Annotated in this window: 20 protein-coding genes; 7 read left to right on the forward strand and 13 right to left on the reverse strand. The window is 70.5% G+C overall.

The window, feature by feature from the left end; genetic code table 11:
• The first annotated feature begins 30 nt into the window (after positions 1–30).
• The 4 genes from Q8Q71_RS08690 (at position 31) to Q8Q71_RS08705 (ending at position 1,634) form a co-directional block, all read left to right on the forward strand.
• A complete protein-coding gene (locus Q8Q71_RS08690; RefSeq protein ID WP_305759189.1) occupies positions 31–549 on the forward strand; it encodes a hypothetical protein in 519 nt (172 codons plus the stop codon).
• A 1-nt stretch (position 550) separates the two neighbouring features.
• Positions 551–820, forward strand: coding sequence for an ATP synthase F1 subunit epsilon (locus Q8Q71_RS08695; protein ID WP_305759190.1), 270 nt, complete (start codon positions 551–553; stop codon positions 818–820).
• Between the two features lie 287 nt (positions 821–1,107).
• Positions 1,108–1,362 carry a hypothetical protein gene (locus Q8Q71_RS08700; RefSeq protein ID WP_305759191.1) on the forward strand — a complete coding sequence of 85 codons (255 nt, stop codon included), beginning with the start codon at positions 1,108–1,110 and terminating at the stop codon, positions 1,360–1,362.
• 26 nt (positions 1,363–1,388) lie between these two features.
• Entirely contained in the window at positions 1,389–1,634 is a 246-nt protein-coding gene (locus Q8Q71_RS08705; protein WP_305759192.1) for a DUF1272 domain-containing protein, read from the forward strand.
• Positions 1,635–1,656: 22 nt separating this feature from the next.
• Here Q8Q71_RS08705 and Q8Q71_RS08710 read toward each other — a convergent pair whose 3' ends face one another.
• The 12 genes from Q8Q71_RS08710 to obgE form a co-directional block, all read right to left on the reverse strand.
• Positions 1,657–2,391: a Crp/Fnr family transcriptional regulator gene (locus tag Q8Q71_RS08710; protein ID WP_305759193.1), complete on the reverse strand. Its 735-nt coding sequence runs from the start codon at positions 2,389–2,391 to the stop codon at positions 1,657–1,659.
• Between the two features lie 97 nt (positions 2,392–2,488).
• Positions 2,489–2,659, reverse strand: a complete 171-nt coding sequence (locus Q8Q71_RS08715; protein WP_305759194.1) for a hypothetical protein — start codon at positions 2,657–2,659, stop codon at positions 2,489–2,491.
• A 116-nt stretch (positions 2,660–2,775) separates the two neighbouring features.
• Complete coding sequence (locus Q8Q71_RS08720; protein ID WP_305759195.1) at positions 2,776–3,255, reverse strand: RNA pyrophosphohydrolase; 480 nt, start codon at positions 3,253–3,255, stop codon at positions 2,776–2,778.
• 31 nt (positions 3,256–3,286) lie between these two features.
• Positions 3,287–4,486 carry a divergent polysaccharide deacetylase family protein gene (locus Q8Q71_RS08725; RefSeq protein WP_305759196.1) on the reverse strand — a complete coding sequence of 400 codons (1,200 nt, stop codon included), beginning with the start codon at positions 4,484–4,486 and terminating at the stop codon, positions 3,287–3,289.
• Between the two features lie 106 nt (positions 4,487–4,592).
• Positions 4,593–5,963 carry a S41 family peptidase gene (locus Q8Q71_RS08730; RefSeq protein WP_305759197.1) on the reverse strand — a complete coding sequence of 457 codons (1,371 nt, stop codon included), beginning with the start codon at positions 5,961–5,963 and terminating at the stop codon, positions 4,593–4,595.
• Positions 5,964–6,102: 139 nt separating this feature from the next.
• Positions 6,103–7,188: a murein hydrolase activator EnvC gene (locus Q8Q71_RS08735; RefSeq protein WP_305759198.1), complete on the reverse strand. Its 1,086-nt coding sequence runs from the start codon at positions 7,186–7,188 to the stop codon at positions 6,103–6,105.
• Positions 7,188–7,652, reverse strand: a complete 465-nt coding sequence (gene rlmH, locus Q8Q71_RS08740; RefSeq protein ID WP_305759199.1) for a 23S rRNA (pseudouridine(1915)-N(3))-methyltransferase RlmH — start codon at positions 7,650–7,652, stop codon at positions 7,188–7,190. Before rlmH ends, Q8Q71_RS08735 begins: the two co-directional genes overlap by 1 nt.
• Positions 7,653–7,686: 34 nt before the next feature.
• Complete coding sequence (gene rsfS, locus Q8Q71_RS08745; protein WP_300468242.1) at positions 7,687–8,091, reverse strand: ribosome silencing factor; 405 nt, start codon at positions 8,089–8,091, stop codon at positions 7,687–7,689.
• Positions 8,092–8,188: 97 nt separating this feature from the next.
• Positions 8,189–8,866, reverse strand: a complete 678-nt coding sequence (locus Q8Q71_RS08750; RefSeq protein ID WP_305759200.1) for a nicotinate-nucleotide adenylyltransferase — start codon at positions 8,864–8,866, stop codon at positions 8,189–8,191.
• Positions 8,867–8,957: 91 nt separating this feature from the next.
• Complete coding sequence (locus Q8Q71_RS08755) at positions 8,958–10,250, reverse strand: glutamate-5-semialdehyde dehydrogenase (RefSeq protein ID WP_305759201.1); 1,293 nt, start codon at positions 10,248–10,250, stop codon at positions 8,958–8,960.
• A gap of 38 nt (positions 10,251–10,288) precedes the next feature.
• On the reverse strand, positions 10,289–11,437 hold the full coding sequence (proB, locus tag Q8Q71_RS08760; protein WP_305759202.1) for a glutamate 5-kinase: 1,149 nt from the start codon (positions 11,435–11,437) through the stop codon (positions 10,289–10,291).
• The gene (obgE, locus tag Q8Q71_RS08765; protein ID WP_305759203.1) at positions 11,437–12,495 is read right to left on the reverse strand and encodes a GTPase ObgE; all 1,059 of its coding nucleotides are present in this window, start codon (positions 12,493–12,495) and stop codon (positions 11,437–11,439) included. The genes proB and obgE overlap by 1 nt, the downstream gene beginning before the upstream one ends.
• A gap of 90 nt (positions 12,496–12,585) precedes the next feature.
• Here obgE and Q8Q71_RS08770 point away from each other — a divergent pair, with 90 nt between their 5' ends.
• Positions 12,586–12,987, forward strand: coding sequence for a hypothetical protein (locus Q8Q71_RS08770; protein WP_305759204.1), 402 nt, complete (start codon positions 12,586–12,588; stop codon positions 12,985–12,987).
• Between the two features lie 6 nt (positions 12,988–12,993).
• Here the strand turns inward: Q8Q71_RS08770 and ald are convergent, their stop codons facing one another.
• Positions 12,994–14,112 (reverse strand): alanine dehydrogenase, encoded by a 1,119-nt coding sequence (gene ald / locus Q8Q71_RS08775; RefSeq protein ID WP_305759205.1) that lies wholly within the window; start codon positions 14,110–14,112, stop codon positions 12,994–12,996.
• A gap of 146 nt (positions 14,113–14,258) precedes the next feature.
• Between ald and Q8Q71_RS08780 the strand changes: the two genes are divergently transcribed.
• Both Q8Q71_RS08780 and Q8Q71_RS08785 read left to right on the forward strand, forming a co-directional pair.
• Positions 14,259–14,735: an Lrp/AsnC family transcriptional regulator gene (locus Q8Q71_RS08780; protein ID WP_305759206.1), complete on the forward strand. Its 477-nt coding sequence runs from the start codon at positions 14,259–14,261 to the stop codon at positions 14,733–14,735.
• A gap of 104 nt (positions 14,736–14,839) precedes the next feature.
• A partial coding sequence (locus Q8Q71_RS08785; RefSeq protein ID WP_371315943.1) for a ribulose-phosphate 3-epimerase occupies positions 14,840–15,163 on the forward strand: 324 nt, incomplete at its 3' end.

Below are 15,163 nucleotides of genomic sequence, written 5' to 3' on the forward strand. Positions count from 1 at the left end.
ATCCGGGCGTCGACAATCGGGTCCGCCGCCTTGATTTCGCTGATTGCGGGATCGAGCGCAGCGCAGACCACGATGGTCGACGTGCCGGCCGCCAAGGCGATGTATCGGGAGGCCGTGCTCGGCTACTGCGCCGAGCAGGTCACTGGTCGAGCGCTCATTCCCCATGCGCTGAACCCGGCATCGGATGATTGGGTGGCCATGCGAACGGATCCGCTGACGACGGGCGGACTTTCATTGTTCGGCGCCCGTGTGAATCGACAAACCAGTGTGATCATCGACCTCAGCCCGACATCCACCTCCTGCTTCGTGCAAGTCAATTTGCCGGGTGGTGGGGGTGCGCTGGCCAGGGATGCATTGGCCAACGAGCTTGAGGGCACGTTTGGCGGCGCGAAACTTCAGGATTTTCCGGCCTCCGAGGCCGGATCCGGAGCTCTCTACGGTATCGTTTCCGAGGACAGCGAAGCTGTCCCCCTCTTCGCATTGAACAGAGACCACAGCGGCGACGTCGCAACCGGCGTCGTCCAGCTCGGTCAGAGACAGGCCCCCTGACATGGCTTCCAAACTCTCCTTTTCCCTCGTCTCGCCCGAGCGGGAGGTCTTCAACGGCCTCGTCGACCAGGTCGACGCGCCGGGCGTCGAGGGCGATTTCGGCGTCCTGGCCGACCACGCCCCGTTCATGACGGCCCTGCGCGAAGGCGTGGTCACGGTCATCGACGGCGGTTCGCGCCGCCAGTTCGAGGTCCACGGCGGTTTCGCCGACGTGACCCCGGCCGGCCTGACCATCCTGGCCGAACAGGCCTCGGAACTGGCCGCGGCGTAGAAGCTTGTCATCCCCGAAGCCGCGCAGCGGCTATCGGGGACGCGTCGTCCACCGAAACAGTCCCTCCCGGAAGGCGCAGCGCGCCTGTCCGGGAGCAGGGATGAGGCGACCTGTCTCCCGGTTCAGCTCTACGAGCTGCCCGGGAGTTTTCGTTTTGGGAAGCCGGTCCCGTCCCGGATAGCGCCTGTGGCGCTTCCGGGATGACAAGGCACCTCGTTGACGCCGCCCGGCCCGGCGCCCGGCTCCCGCCGGTGGTTGTCGCGGGCGCCAGGGGCTAGGGTGCGGCCATGATCCTCCCTGACCTTCTCGGCGTCGTCGGCGTCCTGTGCATTTTGATCGCCTATGCCGGCGCCACGTCGAAGAGGCTGGATCCGACCCGCGCGCCCTCCCTGCTGCTCAACCTGACGGGCGCCCTGCTGATCCTCGTGTCGCTGTATTTCGACTTCAACCTGTCGGCGGTGCTGATGGAAGGCGCCTGGGCGCTGGTGGCGGTCTATGGCCTGGTCCAGCTGGCCCTTGGCCGCAATCGCGCGCCGGACTAGCTTTCGCTTCCTCACCGGGAGGCCCCATGCTCGAACTCCGCCCCAACTGCGAATGCTGCGACCGCGACCTGCCGTTTGACAGCCCGGACGCCCGCATCTGCACCTTCGAATGCACCTTCTGTGCGGATTGCGTGGACGGAGTGCTGAAAGGCGTCTGCCCCAACTGCGGCGGGGGCTTCGTCGCCCGCCCGATCCGGCCGGCGCATCTGATGGCGAAGAATCCCGCCTCGACGAAACGGGTGCATCGACCGGAACGCTGCGTCGCGGCCTGACGCCGGCCGCCGGGGTCTTCGTCTAGACGAGGTCGCCTGGCCGCTGGCCTACCCGCGCCGGTTCATGCACCCGGTCCAGATGCAGATAGGCCCCGTTGAACTGGGCCACATCCTTGAGGCGCGGGGGATCGCACACCCGGATGGTCTTGCCCGAGGTTTCGATCAGGCCATCGCCGCGCAACTTCTGCAGGGTGCGGTTGGCGTGCACCGGGGTCAGCCCCGTGGCGTCCGCCAGGTCGGTCTGGGTGATGGGGAAGTCGAAACTGTCGTCCCGGGTCAGTTCGACCATCCGGTAGCGGACCAGCATTTCATAGAGCAGATGGGCGATCCGCTCATAGGCGTTGCGGCGGCCGTGATCGATGATCCGTTCGCGCAGCACGCCCAGGTCGGTCATCGTGCCCCACCACAGGGCTTCGCCCAGGCAGCCGGTCTCGCGCAGCATGGCCTTCATGTCCTCGGCCGACACCAGGGCGGTGACGGTCGGGGTCATGGCCGCGACCCCGTGGTCCATCACCTTGAGGATGAATATCTCCGCGTCGCAGAGGTCGCCGGGGATCAGGAAGGCCATGATCTGACGCGTCCCGTCGGGCAGGATCTTGTAGCGGCAGGCCAGGCCCGACAGGATCACATGGCAGTCGGGTGAGTGGGCGCCGTCGGCGATGATGTCTTCCCGGATAGCGTGACGCTCCCGCCGGTCGGAGACCAGTTCGTCCAGCCGCCGCCGCTCCGCATCGGAAAAGGCGGTGAACTGTTCCATCTTCATGGTCCAGGGGTTCGGCACATGCGCTTCCGGTCAACGGGACTCTCGCCGCCTGCACCGTAACGCTCCAGGGCCGATTTCGCCCCATCCAGGGTCAGGGCGGCGCTTTCATGGTCCGTCGTGCGTCCATCAGGCGTGCGGTCGTCGCCCGGGCGTCGACGTCGTTCGCCATGTCCTGCCAGTCGTGCGCGAGGCGCAACCATGTGTCCCGCAATCCCGGCTCGGAGCTTTGATCGGCGCTGATTTCACACTGGGCGGATTTCAACCGACACTCTTCGGGGGACATCATGACAATGACATGCCACGATACGAAATCAGACACGCTTAACCAGGTTACTCGTTTTGAGGAAAAAGCGACTGCTTACTGATCCATGCTAATGATCAGATGACCAGCGGCGCGAATACCGCCACCACCTGCTCATAGGACGCCCGCTTGAACGGCACGATCAGGTCAGGGGCCTCGTCCAGACGGCCCCAGCGCCAGGCGTCGAACTCGATCTCGCCATGGGCCTCCAGATCGATCTCGGACTCGTCGCCGGTGAAGCGGAAGGCGAACCACTGCTGTTTCTGGCCCGACCAGCCGCGCGCGGCCTTGGACCCGCCGTAGTCCGCAGGAAAATCATAGGCGATCCATTCCTCCGTCCGGGCCAGCAGCTCGGCCGAGGTCACCCCGGTCTCTTCGGCCAGTTCGCGTCGGGCCGCCGTCTCCAGATCCTCGCCGTCATCGACGCCGCCCTGCGGGAATTGCCAGTTGTGCGGCCCGGGCTGGCCCGCCCGACGGCCGTACCAGACGCGGCCGTCCGGATGGAACAGCACCACGCCGACGTTGGGGCGGTAGCGGGAGAGGTCGGGCTCGGCCATGGCGTCCCTTAACGAGGCCGCCCCGGTTTATCTACCGCCCCGGCCGCTGGGTCATCGCCGACGCCGGAGCCAGCTGCAGGCCGCGGGCCTCCAGCTCGGCCGTCCAGCGGGCCACGGCCTCGACCGTGACCGGATAGCTGAAGCCCGTGCCCATGGCCTGGCCACGGGCCTTGGCCAGGGCCTCCAGCGCGTTCAGCTGGCCGACGATGGCGGTCGGGGTCTGCTGCTCGTCGATGATGCGGTTGGCGCTGGCCCGGGCCCAGGCGCCGGGGCGGCGGCTCATCGAGCCGTCGTCGAGGAAGGCGACGCCGCGCTGGCGCAGGATGCCGAGGAAGGCGGTCATGCCCGCGTCCGAGGTCGCGAACCGGTCGCCCATATAGTTGGTGACGCCGAAATAGCCGGTCGCGCGACCCAGCAGCCAGTTCATCCGGGCCTGGATGTCGGCCGGCTGGCCCGAGGCCAGCAGGGTGTAGGGGCCCGGATCGTTGTCGGGATAGCCGGTGGGCTCCATCGGCATCTCAAGCATCACCTCGTGGCCCTGGGCGCGGGCCAGGTCGATCCAGCCCTGCAGGCCCTCGGCATAGGGCACGAAGCTCAGCGTCACCTCGGCCGGCAGCCGCTCGATGGCGGCGCGGGTGGTGACGGCGTTCAGGCCGAGGCCGCCGACGATCAGGGCCACGCGTGGCCGGCCGTTGGCGCGGAACGGGCGGGCATAGGCCTGGGCGGGCACGCGGCCGTCGCTGGCGATGACCGGCAGGGGGCCGTTCGGACCAGGCTGGCTGAGGCCGGCGATGGGGGCGGCGGGCAGGGGCTGGGCGGCGACGCGCGGGGCGGTCACGGGCGTCCCGTCTCCGGACACGGTGGCGCCGTTGGGCAGGGTGATGACGGCGTCGCCCGCCAGCGCCGGGTCGGTCGCCCCGGCCTCACCGGTCAGGTCCTGCCACGAGCCGTAGGCGCCCATGGAGAAGGCTTCCAGACCGGTCGGCGGCGGCGCCGCGGCCGCGACCTCGCGGGTCAGGGCGGCGCGGGCCGAGGGCGCCCCGGCGCGGGGATCGCCCAGCACGGTGACGAACAGGGCGGCGGCGGCGAGCAGCAGCAGGCCCGCCCCGGCCACGGCGACGGGCGGCTTCTTGAGGATGCGGCGGATCGGGGCGAGATTGTCGCGCATCGACCGGCGCGCCGGAGGCGCTCCGGCGGTGGCGGCGAGGACGGACTGGCGTTTGGCGAACATGGGCAGGACTGGACGCTCGAACGGGGGTCCGCGAAGCGGACTCCTTCGAAGCTCACAGTGGCGGGCGTCGGTTAAGAAAGCCTAACGCGCCGTTAGTCATGGAGCGTCAGTTTTCCGGGGCGGGATCCGGCTCGGTCGCGGCCAGGGCCGTGCCGGGCGGGGTGACCACGACGCCCTCGGGCGCCGCCGCCAGCTGCGTCAGGTCGCCGCCGGCGCGCAACACGTCGAGGGCCCGTTCCAGCTGGTAGTCCTTGTCCTCGTCATAGGCCTCGCCGGGGGCCTCGCGCGGCGTGTGCGGCCCCTTGCGCTCGGCCCCGATGGAGGAGTCCAGGGCGGTGGCGTAGGCGGCCTCGGAATAGATGAAGTTGGAGCGCGACACGATCCGCGCCTCGTCCGCCGAGCGGGAGACTTCCAGATCCGGCTCGATGCCGATCTTCTGGATCGAGGCCCCCGAGGGCGTGAAATAGCGCGCCGTGGTGATCGACAGGGCCCCGTCGGCGCCGTTGCGCAGGGGAATGACCGTCTGCACCGAGCCCTTGCCGAAACTGGTCAGGCCCACGACGGTCGCCCGCCGATGGTCCTGCAGCGCGCCGGCCACGATCTCCGAGGCCGAGGCCGAGCCGTAGTTGATCAGCACCACCACGGGCAGGCCGCCGGTCAGGTCGCCCGGCCGCGCGCCGTAGCGCAGGATCTGATCGGCCTTCCGCCCCCGCTGGCTGACGATCTCGCCACGCTCGAGGAAGGCGTCCGACACCGCGATGGCCGCGTCCAGCAGGCCGCCGCCGTTGTTGCGCAGGTCGAGCACATAGCCCTTGATCGCCGGGTTCTCGGCCTTCAGCCGGGCGATGGTCTCGCCCAGTTCGCGGCCGGTGTTCTCGTTGAAGGTCGAGACGCGCAGATAGCCGAATTCGCCCTCGATCCGGCCGGTGACGGATTCGATCTTGATGACCTCCCGCGTCAGGACGACCTCGCGCGGCTCCTCGCCGTCGCGCAGGAAAGTGACCCTGACCGAGGTGCCGACCGCGCCGCGCAGCTTTTCCGACACCTGGCTGACGGTCAGGCCCGCCGCGCTCTGGCCCTCGATCGAGGAGATGACGTCGCCGGCGTTGACGCCGGCCCGCGCCGCCGGTCCGCCGTCCATGGGCGAGATCACCTTCACCAGCCCGGCCTCGGACTGGATGGTCAGGCCGACGCCCGAATAGGCCCCCGAGGTGCGCTCCTGCAGTTCCCCGTAGCCGTCCGGCGGCAGATAGTTGGAATGGGGGTCCAGCGCCCCCATCATGCCCTGCAGCGCCGCCTCGATCAGTTTCTTGTCGTCAACCGGCACCACATAGGCCTGTTCGACGATGCCCAGCACGTCGCCGAACAGGGCCAGCATGCGGAAGGCCTCGTTGCGGGGCGTCTGGCCCACGGCGGTCGCGGCCCCCACGCCGACCAGGGTCACGGCGGCGGCGCCCATCAGAAGCAGCTTACGCATCGGGTCTCTTTCAACGAACAGGCGGCGGACCGGGAAGGCGGCCCTTGGTCAATGCAGATACGGGCCGACCGACGACGAAATCGTGGCCGATCGGCGGTTCCCGGATAAAATCAGCGTCATCGGCGGTTGGAAAGCGGTTTCACCCCTGGCGCAACCACGGGGCCGGATCGATCGGCCGGTCGTCGCGGCGCAACTCGAACGCCGCCTCGCCGTCCTCTCCGGTGCGGCCCAGGATCTGGCCGTCGGCGACCCGCGCCCCGGCCTCGACCGAGACCTCGTCGAGCCCCGAGATAACCGCCCGCCAGCCGGGGCCGAGATCCAGGATCACCACCTGGCCCCAGCCGCTGAGCGGCCCGGCGAAGGCCACCGTCCCGGCCGCCGGGGCGCGGACCCCGGTCCGGTCGGCGCGCCAGCGCCAGCCGGCGGACTCCCGGCCGAAGCGCCGCGAGGGCGCGCCCGCGACCGGGGGGGTCAGGCGGCTGCGGCCGGCCGGCAGGCGCGCCACGGCGGGTTCCGCCTCGGTTCCGGGGGGCGGCACGGCCGCCCCCAGCGACCGCAACCGGGCCTCCAGCACGCGGGTGGCGCGTTCGGCGCCCTCGGCCTCGGCCTTCAGCACCGCCTGAAGCGCGGCCGTGCGGGCCGTCAGCGCCTCGATCGCGGCGCGACGGTCGCCGCGGGCGCTCTCGGTGGTGAACAATCGCTCGCTGTTCAGGGCGCTGAGCCGTCGCACGCGGACGACCTCGGCCTGGCGGTCGGCCAGTCCCTGGGCCCGGGCCTGCAGCGCCGGGGCCATGGCCCGCATCAGTATGGCCGCCCGCACCGTGTCCACCGCCCGGTCGGCCGGAACCAGCAGCGGCGGCGGCGGGCGGCGGCTCATCATCTGCAGGGCGGACAGCAGCCGGCCCTGGCTCGCGCGCGCCCGCGACAGCCGGGCCACCAGCGCCGCCTCGCGCGCGCTCAGCTCGCGCAGCCGGGCCCGCTGTCCGGCGATCACGGCGTCATCCTGGCCGACCGCGGAGCGCAGGGCGGCCAGCCGGCGCTCCAGCCCGGCGATCTCCGCGGCGGCGTCGGCGGCCTGTTGCCGCAGGCGCCGGGCGCGGGCGCGCTCGTCGCGGAACTCGGCCTGCAGACGCCCGGCCTCGTCCGGCCCGGGCGTCTGGCGCGCGCTGGCCGCCACCGGCAGGGCGAGCAGACAGAGGCACAGGATCAGGACCGGGGAACGCATCAGTCGCGATGATAGGGCGATCCCGCCAGGATGGACACGGCGCGATACAGCTGCTCGGCCAGCATGGCCCGGGCCAGGGCGTGCGGCCAGGTCTGGGGCCCGAAGGCCAGGGTCGAGGCGGCGGCCTCGCGCACGCTCGCATCCAGGCCGTCGGCCCCGCCGATGGCGAAGACCAGCCGGCGCTCGCCGCGGTCGCGCAGGGCGGCGATGTGGTCCGCGAAGGCGCGGCTGGAGAAGGTCTTGCCGCGCTCGTCGCAGGCGATCAGATGGGCGCCCTCCGCCGCTTTCAGGATCAGTTCGGCCTCCGGGGCCTTGCCGGTCTTGCGCGGTTCGAGGTCGACCAGCTCCAGCGGACCGAGGCCGAGGGCCCGCCCGGCCATGGTGGCGCGTTCGGCGTAGTCGGCCGCCAGCACAGCCTCGGGTCCCCGCCCCGGCTTGCCGATGGCGATGACGGCCAGCTTCATGGGTTCAGGACCGGGAGGTCAGGAGGTCAGGAGATCAGGCGCGCGCGTCGACGCGGTGGCCGCTCTCGACCGACCAGATCTTCTCGATGTTGTAGAAGGCGCGCACCTCGGGGCGGAACAGGTGGACGATGACGTCGCCCGCATCCAGCAGCACCCAGTCGCAGTGCGGCAGGCCCGAGACCTTGACCTTGCCCAGACCCTGTTCCTTCAGCGCGCGCTGAAGGTGGTCGGCCAGGGCGCCGACGTGACGGTGCGACCGCCCCGAGGCGATGATCATTGTGTCGGCCATGGGGCTCTTGCCCCTCAGGTCGATGAGGACGATGTCCTGGGCCTTGTCGTCGTCGAGACGCGACAGAATGGCCGTTTCCAGAGCGGTGGAGCCGACGGGAAGGGGAGCCTGCGGACCGTCTTCGGAGCGGATGGGTTCGAATTCGTCCATCTCGTGCGCCGTGTTGGAAACGGCGGCGTCTTGCGCATCGTGCGCGGGCGAGGGGGTCAGCGGAGGGCTCCAGGGAGATTACTAAAGGCGCAGTCTATCACAAATGCGCGGCGGCGTCACGCGCGGCCCTCAGGGCGGTCGAGGAGCGGGGATTCAGCGGGGCTGTCAGATATGTCCAGGCCGGGGCCGCGAGGCCGGGCAGGAGGCGCGCCTGCCGGGTCGGAATGCGCGCCGGAGCGAAGCGGACAGCGGCGGGCGCGGTGCGGCTATGATGCAGCGATCCGGGCCGCGCGATCACGGCCACGGGCATGGTCCGCATGATGTCGGTCCAGCCCCGCCAGCGGTGGAAGCCGGCCAGGTTGTCCGACCCCATCAGCCAGACGAAGCGCACGCCCGGGTGCCGGGCGGTCAGGGCGCGCAGGGTGTCGACGGTCCATTGCGTCCCGGCCCGGGTCTCGAAATCCGAGACGACCATGGCGCGGCCGTCCGCCGCCAGCTTGGCCGCCGCCCGCGCCGAGGCCATGCGCTCTTCCAGCGGGGCGCTGTCGCGGGCGTCCTTGAGCGGGTTCTGCGGCGACACCAGCCAGACGACCCGGTCCAGCCCCAGCCGTCGCATGGCCGTCTCGGCCACATGGGCGTGGCCGTCGTGGGCGGGGTTGAAGGAGCCGCCGAACAGGCCGACCGCCATGCCGGGCTGGAGATCCAGCCCGTCGCGCAGGACGCCGCGGCGCGGCCCCTGGGCTTTCGGCGCTGGACCGGCGTGGAAGAAGGACAAGGCGCGCTCGCGGGGACTTATGCTCAGCAGGGAGCTAACACGCGGACAGGCCCGTGTCTGCGGTCGTTCGGCGCCGTCGGCGCTCAAAGTGTCAGGACCGGATCTGGCCCTGGCCGCGGATGACGTATTTGAAACTGGTCAGCTGTTCGGCGCCCACCGGGCCTCGCGCGTGCAGCCGGTCGGTGGAGATGCCGATCTCGCCGCCGAAGCCGAACTCGCCGCCGTCGGCGAACTGGGTCGAGGCGTTGGCGAGGACGATGCCGGCGTCGACCTGGTCCAGGAACCGCTCGACGGCGGCAGGGTCGGAGGCCACGATCGCCTCGGTGTGGCCCGAGCCGTGGCGCGCGATGTGGTCGAGGGCCGCGTCGATCCCGTCGACCACCCGCACGGCGAGGATCGGTTCAAGATATTCGGTCGACCAGTCGGCCTCGCTCGCCGGGGTCGCCGCCGGGATCAGGACGCGGGTCGCCCCGTCGCCCCGCAGTTCGCAACCGGCCCCGGTCAGGTCGGCGGCGATCAGAGGCAGCAGGCCGGGGGCGGCGGCCCGGTCGACCAGCAAGGTCTCCGCCGCGCCGCACACCGACACCCGCCGCATCTTGGCGTTCAGCACGACCGCCCGGGCCATGGCCGGATCGGCGCTGGCGTGGACATAGACGTGGTTGACCCCTTCAAGATGTCCCAGCACCGGGACGCGCGCCTCGCGCCGCACCCGTTCGACCAGGGAGCGCCCGCCGCGCGGGATCAGCAGGTCGATGTTTCCCTCCAGGCCGGCCAGCATGAAGCCGACGGCGGCGCGGTCGCGGCTGGCGACCATCTGCACCGTGTCGGGAGACAGGCCGGCGGCCTCGAGCCCCTGGACGAGCGCGGCGTGGATGGCCAGGTTCGAGCGCAGGCACTCCGAACCGCCGCGCAGGATCACGGCGTTCCCGGCCCGCACGGACAGGGCGGCGGCGTCGGCGGTGACGTTCGGCCGGCTCTCGTAGACGATGGCCAGCACGCCGATGGGGGTGCGCACCCGGGCGATGTCCAGACCGTTGGCCGGCGTCCAGCGCGCCGTCTGTGCGCCGACCGGATCCGGGATGGCGGCGATGGCGGCCAGGGCCGAGGCGACGCCCTCCAGCCGGGCGGGATCGAGGGCGAGGCGATCCATCATGGCGGCGGCCATGCCCCCCGACCGGGCGGCTTCCAGATCGGCGGCGTTGGCCTCCAGCACCCGGGCGGATCGCGCTCTCAAGGCCCCGGCCATGCCGGCGATGGCGCGGGTGCGGGTTTCGGGCCCGGCGAGCGCCAGGGCGCGGGCGGCGGCGCGGGCGCGATGGCCCATGGCCAGCATATCGGCCTCGAGATCGGCCACGGGGGTCGGGGATGATGCGTCGGGGCTCATCCGCTCAGGGTCGCATCGTCGACGCCGGTTTCAAAGACTCAGATCCGGCGAAGGGCCAGATCGTCGGCATGGACCACCACCGGTCCGCCCTCATAGCCCAGGGCGGCGGCCAGATCGGCGGAGCGGACCCCGACGATCCGCGACAGGTCGCCGGCGTCATAGCGGACCAGTCCGCGGGCGATCCCGGTTCCGGCGCCGTCGACGATGTCGACCGGATCGCCCTTGCCGAAGGCGCCGCTGGCCGAGACCAGTCCCACGGCCAGAAGCGATTTGCCCTCCAGCAGGGCGCGGGCGCAGCCCGGGTCGACCACCAGTTCGCCGCGCGGGGCCAGGGAACCGCCGATCCATTGCTTGTAGGCGGCCTTCACCGTCGTGGCCGCCCGGATCAGGGTGCTGCGCGTCTCCCCGCCGAAGGTTTCGCCCGCCTCCATCGACCGGCCGGCGGCGATCAGGGTGGCGCAGCCGGCGTCGGCGGCGATCCGGGCGGCCATCAACTTGGTGGCCATGCCGCCGGTGCCCATGCCCGCCCCGGCGTTCGGGCCGGTCGCCATCGCCTCGATCGCGGGGGTCAGGGTCTCGACGACCGGAATATGGACGGCGTCGGGTTGGGTCCGCGGGTCGGCGGTGTAGAGGCCGTCGACGTCGGACAGCAGGATCAGCAGATCGGCGCCGATCATCTGGGCCACGCGGGCCGCCAGCCGGTCGTTGTCGCCGTAGCGAATCTCGTCGGTGGCCACGGTGTCGTTCTCGTTGACCACCGGGATCACGCCCATGTCCAGCAGGGCTCCGACGGTGGCGCGGGCGTTGAGCCAGCGCCGCCGCGTCTCGGTGTCGTCGCGGGTCAGCAGGATCTGGGCCGTGACCACGCCGTGCGGCTCGAAGACCGAGGCCCAGGCCGCCATCAGCAGGGACTGGCCCACCGCGGCCGAGGCCTGTTTGCCGTCGAGGCTTCCGGCCCGCGCCTTCGGTCCCAGCCTTCGGGCGCCGAGGGCGACGGCGCCCGAGGAGACCACCAGCACCTGCTTGCCGTCCGCCATCCAGCCGGCGACGCGCGCGGCCAGCCCCTCCAGCCGGGCCCGGTCGACGGCGTTGGTCCGGCCGTCGACCAGCAGGGACGAGCCGATCTTGAGCACGATGCGCCGGGCGTCGGCGATCGCCCGGTCGGATCGGGACGCGCCGTCGACCATCAGGGCGCCCAGCCGCCCGGGGTTTCCATGACCGTCTCGTCCTCCTCGGCCGGGGCGATCTCGCCGCGGTCCTTGCGCACCGCGGTCCAGGCGGCGCGCAGCAGTTCGGTCACGCCCTCGCCCGAGACGCCGGAGACCAGCATGGGGCGGCGGCCGGCGACGGCCTCCAGCTCGGCCGCCTTCTCCTCGCGCGCCTCGGGGGTCAGGGCGTCGATCTTGTTCAGGGCCAGCACCTCGGCCTTCTCCGCCAGACCGGCGCCGTAAGCCTCCAGCTCGTGGCGGATGATGCGATAGGCCTTGCCGACGTCATCCTGGGTGCCGTCGATCAGGTGGATCAGACAGCCCGAGCGCTCGACGTGGCCGAGGAAACGGGTGCCGATGCCGGCCCCTTCGTGGGCGCCCTCGATCAGGCCGGGGATGTCGGCGATGACGAACCGCTCGGTGGCCGACAGGTCGACCACGCCGAGGTTGGGCACCAGGGTGGTGAAGGGATAGTCGGCGATCTTGGGCCGCGCGGCGCTGGCCGCGGCGAGGAAGGTCGACTTGCCGGCGTTGGGCAGGCCGGCCAGGCCGACGTCGGCGATCAGCTTCAGCCGCAGCCAGATCCAGCGCTCCTGGCCTTCCTGACCCGGGTTGGCGTAGGCGGGGGCCTGGTTCGACGGCCCCTTGAAACGGACATTGCCCCAGCCGCCGTTGCCGCCCTTGAGCAGCAATTCGGTCTTGCCGACCACATCCATGTCCAGCAGCACCGTCTCCTTGTCGTCGTCCAGCACCTGGGTGCCGACAGGGACCTTGAGAATGACGTCCTCGCCCTTGGCCCCGTGCATCTGCCGGCCCATGCCGTGGACGCCGGTCTGGGCCTTGAAATGCTGCTGGTAGCGGTAGTCGATCAGGGTGTTCAGCCCCTCGACCGCGGTGATCCAGACGTTGCCGCCATTGCCGCCGTCGCCGCCGTCGGGCCCGCCGTTGGGGATGAATTTCTCCCGCCGGAACGAGACGGCGCCCGCCCCGCCGTTGCCGGAGCGGATGTAGATCTTGGCCTGGTCGAGGAACTTCATCGCGGGCTTATGTAGGAAAAGCGCGGCGAATTACAGGCGGGAGCGGCGTTTGACTAACGCGGGTCCCGGCCGGATGATCGAAGCATGGGAGTGCAGGAGACCATCGCCGTCTGGACCGATCGCGAGGCGACCCTCGACGAGGAACTGAGGGCGCTCGGCGAGGACGAGGTTTTCGAGATGGCCAATCTGCCGCCCGACTGGACCGGCGTCCTGGCGACGATCTTCATCTCCACCGCCATGGGCCGGCATGGTCCGCGCGTGAAGGTCTACCTCAAGCCCGGCCGAACCCAGCCCAGCGCCTCGATCTCCATCGGGCCGCAACCGCGCGTTCTGGCCAGCAGTCTGGACGAACGCGACCTGAACAGGATCGCACCCAAGGCCCTGGAATGGGTCGCCCTGAACCATGAGGCGCTGACGCGCTTCTGGTTCGAGGGCGAGACCATGCTGATCGCCGACGTCAGCGACTTCGCCCGGGGCCTTCGCCGGGTCTGACGCGGGTCAGCCCTTGGCCCACACCCCGAACGGATCGCTCCACGGCATGTCCAGGGCCTCGGCGACCGCCGGATAGGTGATCTCGCCCTTGAGCACGTTCAGGCCGCGCGCCAGGTGCGGGTTCCGCTTCAGCGCCTCCAGACCCTTGTCGGCCAATGCCAGGCCGAAGGGCAGGGTGGCGTTGTTCAGGGCTTCCGACGATGTGCGGGGGGCCGCGCCCGGCATGTTGGCGACGCAATAGTGGACCACGCCGTCGATGACATAGGTCGGGTCCTCGTGGGTGGTGGCCTTCGAGGTCTCGAAACAGCCGCCCTGGTCGATGGCGACGTCGACCAGAACCGAGCCGGGCTTCATCTGCTTCAGGTGTTCGCGCTTGATCAGCTTGGGGGCCTCGGCGCCCGGGACCAGCACGGCGCCGATGATGACGTCGGCCTTGACCAGTTCCTCCTCGATCGCGCCGATCGAGGAATAGCGGGTGACGACCCGGCCGTTGGTCACTTCATCGATATAGGCCATGCGCGGGATGGAGCGTTCCAGCACCACCACCTCGGCGCCCAGGCCCATGGCCATGCGGGCCGCGTTGAGGCCGACGACGCCGCCGCCCAGCACCAGCACGCGCGCCGGAGCCACGCCCGGAACGCCGCAGAACAGCAGGCCCATGCCGCCGTTGTGCTTCAGCAGGGTCTCGGCGGCCGAGAAGACGGCGATCCGGCCGGCGACCTCCGACATCGGGGCCAGCAGCGGCAGGCCCTTGCGGTCGTCGGTGACGGTCTCGTAGGCCACGGCGGCGCATTTCGAGGCCAGCAGACCCTTCGTCTGCTCCGGGTCGGGGGCCAGGTGCAGATAGGTGAACAGGATCTGGTCCTCGCGGAGCATTTCCCACTCGACCTTTTGCGGCTCCTTGACCTTCACGATCATGTCGTTGCCGGCGAAGATGTCGGCGGCGCTGGCGGCGATCTTCGCCCCGGCCTTTTTGTAGTCGGCGTCGGTGAAGCCCGCGCCGAGGCCGGCGCCGGTCTCGATCGAGACCGTATGGCCGTGGGCGACATATTCGCGCACCGCGGTCGGCGTCAGGCCGACGCGGTGTTCGTTTTTCTTGATTTCCTTGGGGACGCCGACGCGCATGGGAGTTTCCTGTCTGGAGAGGCTGCGGGCGGGCTCTTCGGCCGCCTCGCTTCGCGCGGCAATCTAGCGGCGGTTTGAACGCAGGTTCCTGTTCTTTTCAGCGACTGAACGCCATACACTCGCAGAATCTGCGAAAGAGGCCTGATTTGAAGACGATTTCCGCCGTCGCCCTCGACGACACCGACCGCAGGATGATCCGCGCCCTGCAGGGCGACGGGCGCATGACCAACGCCGACCTGGCCCGGACGGTGAACCTGTCCGAGAGCGCCTGCCTGCGCCGTCTGCGGGCGCTGGAGGCGGCGGAGGTGATCAGCCGCTACGCCGCCATCATCAACGAACGCGCCGTCGGCCTGCCGATCAGCGTGTTCGTGACCGTGACCCTGTCGTCCCAGGCCGAGGCGTCCCTCACCGCCTTCGAGACCGCCATCTCGACCGTGCCCGAGGTGGTCGAATGCTATCTGATGACCGGCGGCTCGGACTATCTGCTGCGGCTGGTGGTGCGCGACGTCGACGATCTGGAGCGGGTCCACTCGCGCGAGCTGACCCGGATCCCCGGCGTTACCCGGGTGTCGTCCAGCGTGGCCATGCGGACGGTGGTCAAGCGCGGAGCGCTGCCGGTCTGAGGCGGGCGCCCGCGAACCCGCCTCCGGGACTTTTCCGGGGAGCCCGCCGCGCGAAACCCGGAGCGCGCCTTGCTCCCGCCCGCGACCCGCCTTATCCCCGGTCCATGGCCGCGCCCCTGATCTGTCCGTCCATCCTCGCCAGCGACTTCGCCCGCCTGGGCGAGGAGGTCGCCGCCCTCGAGGCGGCCGGCGCCGACTGGATCCATGTCGACGTCATGGACGGCCATTTCGTCCCGAATCTCACCGTTGGGCCTTTCATCGTGCAGGCGGTGCGCCGCATCACGAAGCTCCCCCTGGACGTGCATCTCATGATCGAGAACCCCGAGCGTTATATCGACGCGTTCGCCGACGCCGGAGCCACGAACATCACGTTCCATGCCGAGGCCTGCCACGGGAATCTTTTCGAGGTGATCGAACACGTTCACTCC

It is taken from the genome of Brevundimonas sp. (assembly GCF_030704825.1).
GTDB lineage: Bacteria > Pseudomonadota > Alphaproteobacteria > Caulobacterales > Caulobacteraceae > Brevundimonas.